Source organism: Streptomyces sp. SID14478 (assembly GCF_010548525.1).
Lineage (GTDB): Bacteria > Actinomycetota > Actinomycetes > Streptomycetales > Streptomycetaceae > Streptomyces.
Genome location: NZ_JAAGMG010001143.1, coordinates 1 through 10,230 on the forward strand (window position 1 = coordinate 1; position 10,230 = coordinate 10,230).

Here is a 10,230-nt window from a genome sequence, read left to right on the forward strand (position 1 = left end):
CGTTCGCCCTGTCCGGCAAGCTCTTCACGGCGGAACTGCGCGCGGGCACGGCACGCGAACTCCCCGCTTCCGGCCCGGTGATCGACCCCCGCCCGGCCCCCGACGGGCGGCACGTCGCCTACGTCGCACGGGGCGCGCTGCGGGTCGTCGGCGCCGAGGGCGAGGACGACCGGGCCCTGGCCGTGCCCGAGTCGGACACGGTCACGTACGGGCTCGCGGAGTTCATCGCGGCCGAGGAGATGGCCCGGCCGCGGGGCTTTTGGTGGTCGCCCGACTCGGACCGGCTGCTCGTGGCCCGCGCCGACGACAAGGACGTGCGGCGCTGGTGGATCGCCGACCCGGCGCACCCGGACCGGGAGCCGGTCCGCACCGCCTATCCGGCCGCCGGCACCCCCAACGCGGAGGTGCGGCTGTTCGCGTACGCCCTCGACGGCAGCCGTACGGAGATCTCCTGGGACCGGGCCGCGTACCCGTACCTGGCGCGGGTGCACTGGTCGGCGGACGGCGCACCGCTGCTCCTGGTCCAGGCCCGCGACCAGCGCAGCGCGCTGTACCTCGCGGTGGACGTGGCGAGCGGTTCGACCCGGATGGTGCACGCCGACGAGGACGACCAGTGGCTGGAGTTGCTGCCCGGGGTGCCGTGCTGGTCACCGAGCGGGCAGCTCGTCAGGATCGCCGACGAGGGCGGCGCGCGGGTCCTCGCGGTCGGTGAACGCCTGCTGACGGGGGCGCAGTTGCACGTCCGGGCCGTGCTGGACGTCGGCGACGGCGACGTGCTGGTCTCCGCCTCGGCGGGCGCCGACGCCGGGGCGCCCGAGACCGGCGAGATCCACGTCTACCGCGTCAACGAACTGGGGGTGCAGCGCGTCTCCACCGGGCCCGGGGTGCATTCCGCGATCCGCTCGGGCGCCCTCACGGTCCTCGCCTCCGCGACCCTGGACCGGCCCGGCTCGCGGGTCCGGGTCGAGCGCGAGGGCAAGCACGTCACCGACATCGCCTCGTACGCCGAAGCCCCGCTCCTGACCCCGCGCGTGACGCTCACCGAGGCGGACGGCATCCCGTGCGCCGTCCTGCTTCCCACCTCGTACGCGGAGGGGGACGGGCCGCTGCCCGTGCTGATGGACCCCTACGGCGGCCCGCACGGCCAGCGCGTCGTGGCGGCGCACAACCCGCACCTCACCTCGCAGTGGTTCGCCGACCAGGGCTTCGCCGTGATCGTCGCGGACGGCCGGGGCACGCCCGGCATCTCGCCCGCCCGCGAGAAGTCGATCCAGGGCGACCACACGCTCACCCTGGACGACCAGGTCACGGCGCTGCACGCGCTGGCGGAACGGTTCCCGCTCGACCTGTCCAAGGTGGCGATCCGCGGCTGGAGCTACGGCGGGTTCCTCGCGGGCATGGCCGTCCTGCGCCGCCCGGACGTCTTCCACGCGGGCGTCGTCGGGGCGCCGGTGACCGACCAGCGGCTGTACGACACCCACTACACCGAGCGCTACCTGGGCGATCCCGCCACGGCCCCGGAGGCGTACGCGCACAGTTCGCTGGTGACCGACGAGGGACTGTCGGAGGCGGCGGAGCAGCACCGGCCGATGCTCATCGTGCACGGTCTCGCCGACGACAACGTGGTGGTCGCGCACTCGCTGCGGCTGAGCTCCGCGCTGCTGGCCGACGGCCGCCCGCACGAGGTGCTGCCGCTGTCGGGGGTCACGCACATGACCCCGCAGGAACAGGTCGCGGAGAATCTCCTCCTGCTCCAAGTGGACTTCCTGAAGCGGTCGTTGGGCCTCACGTGACGGCGACCGGGCCGGAGCGACATGGCGCGCTCCGGCCCGGTCTACGGCACCCGCACGGCCGTACGTCGTTCACCTTGGTCCGTCCGTATATCGGTACCGGGTCCGGCGGGTTGCCTGTGTGTAAAGGCAGTTGAGGGGCGTCGCTCCTACGGGACGACCTGCTTCTCCTCGGCGAAGTGGCAGGCCGACGGATGGCTGGCCGGGGTGGCGCCGCCGCGGAAGACCTCGGGGACGGCGAGCAGCGGCTCCTCGTCCGCGCAGCGCTGCTGCGCCTTCCAGCAGCGGGTGCGGAAGCGGCAGCCGGAGGGCGGGTTGGCGGGCGAGGGCACGTCGCCGGTGAGGATGATGCGCTCGCGGTGCTCGCGCGCCGCCGGGTCGGGCACGGGCACGGCCGACAGCAGCGCCTGCGTGTACGGGTGCGTCGGGTGGTCGTAGATCTCGGCGTCGGAGCCGACCTCCACGATCCGGCCCAGGTACATCACGCCGACCCGGTCGGAGATGTGCCGCACGATCGACAGGTCGTGCGCGATGAACACGTAGGAGAGGTCGAACTCGTTCTGCAGCCTGTCCAGCAGGTTGACGACCTGCGCCTGCACCGACACGTCGAGCGCGGAGACCGGCTCGTCCGCGACGATGATCTCGGGGCGCAGCGCCAGCCCGCGGGCGATGCCGATGCGCTGGCGCTGGCCGCCGGAGAACTGGTGCGGGTAGCGGTTGATGTACTCGGGGTTGAGTCCGACCACGTCCAGCAGGTCCTGGACCTTCCTCCTGCGGTCGCCCTTCGGCGCGACCTCGGGGTGGATCTCGTACGGCTCCCCGATGATGTCGCCCACCGTCATCCGGGGGTTGAGGGAGGTGTACGGGTCCTGGAACACCATCTGGATGTTGCGGCGCACGGCCTTCAGGGCCCGGCCCGACAGCTTGGTGATGTCCTCGCCCTTGTACTTGATGACACCGGCCGTCGGCTGTTCGAGGTTCACCAGCATCTTGGCGACGGTCGACTTGCCGCAGCCGGACTCGCCCACGATGCCGAGCGTCTCGCCCTGCCCGAGGTCGAAGTCCACGCCGTCGACGGCCTTGACCGCCCCGACCTGCTTGCGGATGAGGATGCCCCGGGTGAGGGGGTAGTGCTTGACCAGCCCCCGTACTTCCAGGAGGGGTTCGTGTCCGGAGGCCGATCCGTTCTTCGCGTACGAGGTCTCGGCCTGCGCCTTGTGCAGCAGGTGCTCGGCGAGCTCCCCCTCGCGTTTGAGGTCGTCCTTGCTGACGTGTTCAGCGTGCGGAGGCATCGAGCGTCTCCTTCCAGAAGTGGCAGGCGCTGCGACGTTCCGGGGAGACCTCGGCCAGCGGCGGGACATCCGTGCGGCACACGTCCTGGGCCATCGGGCAGCGCGGGTTGAAGGCGCAGCCGGGCGGGATGTTCATCAGGTTCGGCGGCAGGCCCTTGATCGCGTACAGGTCCTGGCCCTTCTGGTCCAGGCGCGGGATCGATTCGAGCAGGCCCTTGGTGTACGGGTGGGCGGGCGCCTGGTAGATCTCGTGGACCGGGGCCTGCTCGATGATGCGGCCCGCGTACATCACGGCGATCTTGTCGGCGACGTCGGCGACGACGCCCAGGTCGTGGGTGATGAGGATGAGCCCCATGTTGAGCTCGCGCTGCAGTTCGGCGAGCAGATCCATGACCTGGGCCTGCACGGTCACGTCGAGGGCGGTGGTCGGCTCGTCCGCGATGATGAGCTCGGGCTCCAGGGCGAGCGCCATCGCGATCATGATGCGCTGGCGCATGCCGCCGGAGAACTGGTGCGGGAACTGCCCGACCCGTTCCTTGGCGGCCGGGATCCGCACCCGGTCCATCAGCTCGACGGCCTTCGCCTTCGCGTCCTTGCGCGACATCCCCTTGTGCACGACGAACATCTCGCCGAGCTGCTCCCCCACGCTGAGCACCGGGTTGAGGGAGCTGAGCGCGTCCTGGAAGATCATCGCCATCTCGGCGCCGCGGACCTTCCTGCGCTCCTCCTCCTTGAGCTTCAGCAGGTCCCGTCCCTTGAAGAGGATCTCGCCGGCCGCGATGCGGCCCGGCGGCGTGTCGAGGATGCCCATCACAGCCTGGGCGGTGACGGACTTGCCGGACCCGGACTCGCCGAGCACGGCGAGCGTCTCGCCCTCGTCGACGGTGTAGTTGACGCCGTTCACGGCCTTGGCGACGCCGTCCCGGGTCCTGAACTCGACGTGCAGATCACGTACTTCGAGCAGAGCCATGGCGGGCCTACCTCAGCTTCGGGTCGAGGGCGTCGCGCACCGCGTCGCCGAGCATGATGAACGCGAGCACCGTGAGCGCGAGCGCCCCGGCCGGGTACAGCAGCATGTGCGGGGCGTTGCGGATGTAGGGCGCGGCGTTGGAGATGTCGATGCCCCAGGACACCGCGGGCGGTTTGAGGCCCACGCCGAGGAAGGACAGCGTGGCCTCCAGGGCGATGTACGTACCGAGCGCGATGGTCGCCACGACGATCACCGGGGCGACCGCGTTGGGCAGGATGTGCCGCAGCATGATGCGGGAGTTGGAGGCGCCGAGGGTCCGGGCGGCCTGCACGTAGTCGTTCTGTTTGACGGTGATCACCGAGCCGCGGGCGATGCGGGAGATCTGCGGCCAGCCGAGCAGCACGATGAATCCGACGACGGGCCACACCGTCGTCGACGTGACCACCGACAGGAGCACCAGGCCACCGAGGACGACGGGGATGCCGAAGAAGATGTCGGCGATGCGGGACAGGACGGCGTCGCCCCAGCGCCCGTAGAACCCGGCGAGTCCGCCGAGGATGCCGCCGAGCAGGGCCACCCCGGCCGTCGCGCAGACGCCGACGGTGACGGAGGCGCGGGCCCCGTGCACCACGCGCGTGTACACGTCGCAGCCCTGCGCGTCGTAGCCGAAGGGGTGGCCGGAGGTGGAGGACTGCTGGCCGTGGGCGAGGTCGCAGTCGTTCGGGTCGCCGCTCGCGATGAGGCCCGGCCAGATCGCGATGACCACGAGGAAGAGGATCACCAGCGCCGAGACGAGGAAGACCGGGTTGCGGCGCAGGTCCTGCCAGGCGTCGGACCACAGGGAACGGGCGCCGTCGCCCGACGCGCTGCCGCCGTCCGGCGGCGGGGGCGGGGTCTGGGCCTCGACGGTGAGCGGGGTGACGGGCTCAGGCATAGCGGATCCTCGGGTCAAGGACGGCGTAGAGCAGGTCGACGAGGAGGTTGGCGACCAGGAAGACGATGACGAGGACGGTCACGAAACCGACGACCGTCGGCGTCGACTGGCGCAGGATGCCCTGGTAGAGCTGGTAGCCGACGCCGCGGATGTTGAAGATGCGCTCGGTGACGATGGCGCCGCCCATCAGGGCGCCGATGTCGGTGCCGATGAACGTGACCACCGGGATGAGCGAGTTGCGCAGCAGGTGCCGCCAGACGATGCGCCGGCGCGGCAGCCCCTTGGCGACCGCGGTGCGGACGTAGTCGGCGCGCGCGTTCTCGGCGACCGAGGTGCGGGTCAGCCGGGTCACGTAGGCGAGCGAGACGGAGGCGAGGACGAGGCCGGGCAGGATCAGCTCGTTGATCGGGGCCTCGTACGCCACCGACGGTTTGACGATCCCCCACTCCATGCCGAACAGCAGCTGGGCGACCAGGCCCGTGACGAACGTCGGTACGGAGATGACGACGAGGGTGAGGATGAGGACGCCGGTGTCGATCGGGCGGCCGCGGCGCAGGCCGGTGATGACGCCGAGGCCGATGCCGATGATGATCTCGAAGATGATCGCCACGATGGTCAGCTTGATGGTGACGGGGAAGGCCCGGCCCATCAGGGAGGTCACCGAGTCGCCGTTGAAGGCGGTGCCGAAGTCGCCCTGGAAGATGTTGCCGAGGTAGATCAGGTACTGCTGCCACAGCGGCTTGTCCAGGTTGAACTGGCTCTTCAGCGCCGCCTGCGTCGCCGGGTCGCAGGCCTTGTCGCCGCACAGCGCGGCGGTCGGGTCGCCCATGACGTTGACCATCAGGAAGATCAGCAGGGTGGTGCCGATGAACACCGGGATCATCTGCAACAGCCGCCGGATCACATAGCGCCCCATGGCACCTCCCTCACGTAGCAGCGGACGGTCTTCTCAGTCATCGACGGTCATCTCCTCGAAGACCGGCACGCTGAAGGGGTTGAGCTTCACGTCGTGCACGCGGGTGCCGTAGACGGCGGTGCCGTTCTGGTACCAGAGCGGGATGGCCGGCAACTGCTGGGCCAGGATCCTCTCGGCGTCCTGGAAGTCGCCGATGGCGGTGTCGGGGTCGGCCTCGGCGTTGGCCTTGTCGATCAGCGCGTCGAACTTCTTGTCGGTCCACTTGCCGTCGTTGCTGGGCGCGTTGGTGTAGTACACCGGCTGCAGGAAGTTCTGGATCAGCGGGTAGTCCATCTGCCAGCCGCTGCGGAAGGGGCCGTCGAACTTCTTGCTCTGGATCTGCGTGCGGAAGTCGGCGAAGGTGCCGACGGGGTTGCCGACGCAGGCGCCGGACTTGCCGAGCGCCCGGTTGACGCTGTTGCAGATCGCGTCCACCCACTGCTTGTGGTTGCCGGTGTCGGCGTTGTAGCTGATCTTGAGCTTGCCGCCGGGGAAGCCGCCGCCCTCCTCGATCAGCTTCTTCGCCCGCACCGGGTCGTACGCGCAGCGGTCCCCGCAGATCGTGGGGTCGTAGCCGCCCTTGTCGCCGAGCACCGGCGAGGTCCAGTCCTTGGCGGGCTGGCGGGTGCCCTGGAAGATCTTGTCGGTGATCTGCTCGCGGTTGATGGCGAGCGAGACGCCCTGGCGGACCTTGAGCCCGTCGGCGTTGTTCCAGGCCTTGTCGTACATGGGGAACATCAGCGTCTGGATGATCCCGGCCGCGGTGTTGATGAACCGGTTGCCCACGTCGGCGTGGAGGTTGCTGAGCTGCTCGGCGGGGACCGCGTCGCTGACGTCGAGCTGGCCGGCCACCACATCGGTGTACGCGGTGTTGTCGTCGGTGTAGACGATCAGGTCGACGCCCTTGTTCCTGGGCTTGGCTTCCTTGTACCGCTCGTTGATGCGCAGCTGCATGCGGCCGCCGCGGTCGTAGTTCGTGACCTGGTAGGGGCCGTTGCCGAACGGCTTGGCGAGCCAGCCGTCGTGGTCGGTGAAGAACTTCTCGGGCAGCGGCGAGAACGCGGCGTAGCCGAGCAGGTCGGCGAAGAGCGAGAACTTCTGGTTGAGCTTGATCGTGAAGTTCAGGTCGTCCTGCACCTTGAGCCCGGACAGGGTCTTCGCCTTGGGCGCGCCCTCGGTCGGGTGGACCGCGTCGTAGCCGTCGATGTAGTGGAAGAAGTCGGCGCTGATCTGCGCGTTCGGCAGGTACGCGGCGTAGTTCCAGGCGTTCACGAAGGAGTGCGCGGTGACCTTCTCGCCGTCGGCGAACTTCCAGCCGTCCTTCAGCTTCACCTTGAAGTTCTGGGCGTCGTCGCTGGTGATGGACTGGGCGACGGCGTACTCGGGGACGGCGGTCTCGGGGTTGTAGACCTTGAGGCCCCGGAAGATCATGTCGAGGACCTTGCCGCCGTTGACCTCGTTCGTGTTGGCCGGCTCCAGCGGGTTCTGCGGGTCGCCCCACTTGGCCCGTACGACTCCCTGGTCGGTGGCCGTGGCCCCGCAGGAGGCGAGCCACGGGACGACCAGGAGCAGGGCGAGGGCCGCGGCGCCGGTGCGCGGGACGTGGCGCATGGGGTGTCTCCTCTTACCGGTCGCGGGGTACGTACGCCTAAATATCGACCCAAGCCACCCATAACGCACTCCAAGATCGGCCTTACGGGAAATGTGTCGCACCTGTCGGCCGCCGCGCGAAAGGATCGGCCGATGGTCGATCACGCCTTCACCGACACGCGACTGGCCGGGCTGTACGACGCCCTCAACCCCTGGGGCCGCGGCGACGACTTCTATCTGGGGCTCGTCCACGACGCCGGTGCGGTGCTCGACGTGGGCTGCGGGACGGGGGCGCTGCTGGCTCGCGCGCGCGAGGAGGGGCACACCGGACGGCTCTGCGGGCTCGATCCGGCGCCCGGGATGCTGGCGGTCGCGCGCCGCAGGCAGGACGTGGAGTGGACCCTCGGCGCACTGCCGCACGTCCGCCCCGGGGGCGCCTTCGACCTGGTCGTCATGAACGGGCACGCGTTCCAGGTGTGGGTGGACGACGCCGAGATCCGGGCGTCGCTGGCGGCGGTGCGGGAGCTGCTCGCGCCCGGGGGCCGCTTCGCGTTCGAGACGCGCAACCCTGCGGGGCGGGCGTGGGAGTCATGGACCCCGGACCGGGCCGTGGAGGTGGACGGGGTCCGGGTCGGCCACGAGGTGGTCGCGGGCTTCGACGGGCGCACCGTCACGTTCGACACGACGTTCCGCGGGGCGGGGTGGCGCACGGCCGAGGTCAGTCGCAGCACGCTGCGGTTCCTGACGGCGGGTGAGCTGGACGGGTTCCTGGCGGAGGCGGGGCTGGTCGTGGAGTCCCGGTGGGGCGACTGGGATCGCTCACCGGTGACTGCGTCCAGCCCGGAGATCCTGAGCGTGTGCCGGGTTGCGGAACAGGTGTCGAAAGCCGCTGCGTCATGACTGGTCGAACGCGGTTCCCCGCGCCCCTGAAATGCAGGCTCAGTGGCGAAGCCGCGGGGCGCGACCGGCCCCCACGCACCCGCGGACGAAAACGCTGAGGCCCGGCCCCGGTGATGATCACCAGGGCCGGGCCTCAGGCACGGAGGACCGAACGGGGTCAGGACTCGTCCTGGCCCTCCTCCAGCGCCGCCAGCGCGGGGTCGAGGATGATGTCCTCGGCGCGCTCGATGGTCGGGTCCTCCGGGAAGTGGCACGCCGTCAGGTGACCGGGCTTGCTGCCCGGGATCTGCACCAGCGGCGGCTCCTCCGAGGCGCACTTGTCCTGCGCCTTCCAGCAGCGGGTGCGGAAGCGGCAGCCGGACGGGGGCGAGATCGGCGAGGGGACGTCGCCCTCCAGGCGGATCCGCTCCTTCTTGTCCGCGTCGATGTCCGCGTCCGGCACGGCCGACATCAGCGCGTGCGTGTACGGGTGACGGGGACGGTGGTAGAGCGAGTCGCGGTCGGCGATCTCCACGACCTTGCCGAGGTACATCACCGCGATGCGCTGCGAGAAGTGCCGCACGATCGCCAGGTCGTGGGCGATGAAGACGAACGCGATGCCCATCTCCCGCTGGACCTTCTGGAGAAGGTTCACCACCTGGGCCTGGATGGAGACGTCGAGTGCCGAGACGGGCTCGTCCGCGACGATCAGCTTCGGCTCCAGGGCCACGGCACGGGCGACACCGATGCGCTGGCGCTGGCCGCCGGAGAACTCGTGCGGGAAGCGGTTGTAGTGCTCCGGGCTGAGACCGACGATCTCCAGCAGCTCGCGCACGCGCTTCTCGCGGCCGCCGGGCGGGTTGATCCCGTTGATCTCCATCGGGCCGGAGATGATCGTGCCGACCGTCTGGCGCGGGTTCAGCGACGCGTACGGGTCCTGGAAGATCATCTGGATCTCGGACCTGATCGGCGCCAGCTGCCTGCGGCTCGCGTGGCTGATGTCCTGGCCCTTGTACGTGACGGTGCCCTGCGTGGGCTCGTACAGGCGGGTCAGCAGGCGGCCCGTGGTCGACTTGCCGCAGCCGGACTCGCCGACCAGGCCCAGGCTCTCGCCCGGGTAGACCTCGAAGTCCACGCCGTCGACGGCGCGGACCGCACCGACGGTGCGGCGGATCGGGAAGCCGCCCTTGATCGGGAAGTGCTTCTGCAGGCCCTCGACCTTCAGCAGCGGTGCGGCGCCGTCGGCGCGCTGTTCGGGGATCGCGTCGGCGACCGCCGTGGTGGTGGTGTTGTTCTCGCTCATGGTTCTGCCCCAGTCGCCGGTCTCTGCTCAGCCCAGCCGGGGCTGAATCGTCTCGATGAACACCTGCTGCTTCTGATCCGCCGTCAGGTGGCAGGCGGAGCCGCGCCCGACCGGAAGCACCGGACGCTCGCCCGAGCAGCGGTTGCCGGACACCTTGTCGGTGAACGCGCAGCGCGGGTGGAACGGGCAGCCCGAGGGCGGGTTCAGCAGCGACGGCGGCGATCCGGGGATCGGCAGCAGCGGCTCGTCGACGTCCGAGGACAGGCGCGGCATCGAGCTCAACAGGCCCCAGGTGTAGGGGTGTTCGGGCGACTTGAGCACCTGGCGGGTGGAACCGCGCTCCACGGCCCGGCCCGCGTACATCACGAGGATGTCGTCGGCCATGTTCGCGACCACACCCAGGTCGTGGGTGATCATGATGATCGCGGAGCCGAACTCCTGCTGCAGGTCCTTGAGCAGGTCGAGGATCTGCGCCTGCACCGTCACGTCGAGGGCCGTGGTCGGCTCGTCGGCGATT

At 70.0% G+C, this 10,230-nt stretch carries 9 protein-coding genes; 2 read left to right on the forward strand and 7 right to left on the reverse strand.

The features are described 5' to 3' along the window. A partial coding sequence (locus tag G3I40_RS36645) for a prolyl oligopeptidase family serine peptidase (protein WP_164559147.1) occupies positions 1-1,793 on the forward strand: 1,793 nt, incomplete at its 5' end. Between the two features lie 146 nt (positions 1,794-1,939). Here G3I40_RS36645 and G3I40_RS36650 read toward each other — a convergent pair. The 5 genes from G3I40_RS36650 to G3I40_RS36670 are packed head-to-tail and all read right to left on the reverse strand — an operon-like array spanning position 1,940 to position 7,552. Then, positions 1,940-3,082: a dipeptide ABC transporter ATP-binding protein gene (locus G3I40_RS36650; RefSeq protein WP_164559148.1), complete on the reverse strand. Its 1,143-nt coding sequence runs from the start codon at positions 3,080-3,082 to the stop codon at positions 1,940-1,942. Further along, positions 3,066-4,052 (reverse strand): ABC transporter ATP-binding protein, encoded by a 987-nt coding sequence (locus G3I40_RS36655; protein WP_164559149.1) that lies wholly within the window; start codon positions 4,050-4,052, stop codon positions 3,066-3,068. Before G3I40_RS36655 ends, G3I40_RS36650 begins: the two co-directional genes overlap by 17 nt. A 7-nt stretch (positions 4,053-4,059) precedes the next feature. Further along, positions 4,060-4,986: an ABC transporter permease gene (locus tag G3I40_RS36660; RefSeq protein WP_164559150.1), complete on the reverse strand. Its 927-nt coding sequence runs from the start codon at positions 4,984-4,986 to the stop codon at positions 4,060-4,062. Further along, positions 4,979-5,902 carry an ABC transporter permease gene (locus tag G3I40_RS36665; RefSeq protein ID WP_164559151.1) on the reverse strand — a complete coding sequence of 308 codons (924 nt, stop codon included), beginning with the start codon at positions 5,900-5,902 and terminating at the stop codon, positions 4,979-4,981. The genes G3I40_RS36660 and G3I40_RS36665 overlap by 8 nt, the downstream gene beginning before the upstream one ends. 33 nt (positions 5,903-5,935) lie before the next feature. Beyond that, positions 5,936-7,552, reverse strand: a complete 1,617-nt coding sequence (locus G3I40_RS36670; RefSeq protein WP_164559152.1) for an ABC transporter substrate-binding protein — start codon at positions 7,550-7,552, stop codon at positions 5,936-5,938. Between the two features lie 132 nt (positions 7,553-7,684). Between G3I40_RS36670 and G3I40_RS36675 the strand changes: the two genes are divergently transcribed. Further along, the gene (locus G3I40_RS36675; RefSeq protein WP_164559153.1) at positions 7,685-8,431 is read left to right on the forward strand and encodes a class I SAM-dependent methyltransferase; all 747 of its coding nucleotides are present in this window, start codon (positions 7,685-7,687) and stop codon (positions 8,429-8,431) included. A 157-nt stretch (positions 8,432-8,588) separates the two neighbouring features. On the opposite strand, the gene G3I40_RS36680 is transcribed toward G3I40_RS36675, so the two are convergent. Further along, positions 8,589-9,713 (reverse strand): dipeptide ABC transporter ATP-binding protein, encoded by a 1,125-nt coding sequence (locus tag G3I40_RS36680; RefSeq protein WP_164559154.1) that lies wholly within the window; start codon positions 9,711-9,713, stop codon positions 8,589-8,591. A 27-nt stretch (positions 9,714-9,740) separates the two neighbouring features. Next, the coding region (locus G3I40_RS36685) for an ABC transporter ATP-binding protein (protein WP_164559155.1) at positions 9,741-10,230 on the reverse strand (490 nt) is incomplete at its 5' end.

What these genes read in the sequence shown, in the direction of transcription:
- G3I40_RS36650 (WP_164559148.1), bottom strand. Translation starts at nt 3,082, where the DNA reads ATGCCTCCGCACGCTGAACACGTCAGCAAGGACGACCTCAAACGCGAG.
- G3I40_RS36655 (WP_164559149.1), bottom strand. Translation starts at nt 4,052, where the DNA reads ATGGCTCTGCTCGAAGTACGTGATCTGCACGTCGAGTTCAGGACCCGG.
- G3I40_RS36660 (WP_164559150.1), bottom strand. Translation starts at nt 4,986, where the DNA reads ATGCCTGAGCCCGTCACCCCGCTCACCGTCGAGGCCCAGACCCCGCCC.
- G3I40_RS36665 (WP_164559151.1), bottom strand. Translation starts at nt 5,902, where the DNA reads ATGGGGCGCTATGTGATCCGGCGGCTGTTGCAGATGATCCCGGTGTTC.
- G3I40_RS36670 (WP_164559152.1), bottom strand. Translation starts at nt 7,552, where the DNA reads ATGCGCCACGTCCCGCGCACCGGCGCCGCGGCCCTCGCCCTGCTCCTG.
- G3I40_RS36675 (WP_164559153.1), top strand. Translation starts at nt 7,685, where the DNA reads ATGGTCGATCACGCCTTCACCGACACGCGACTGGCCGGGCTGTACGAC.
- G3I40_RS36680 (WP_164559154.1), bottom strand. Translation starts at nt 9,713, where the DNA reads ATGAGCGAGAACAACACCACCACCACGGCGGTCGCCGACGCGATCCCC.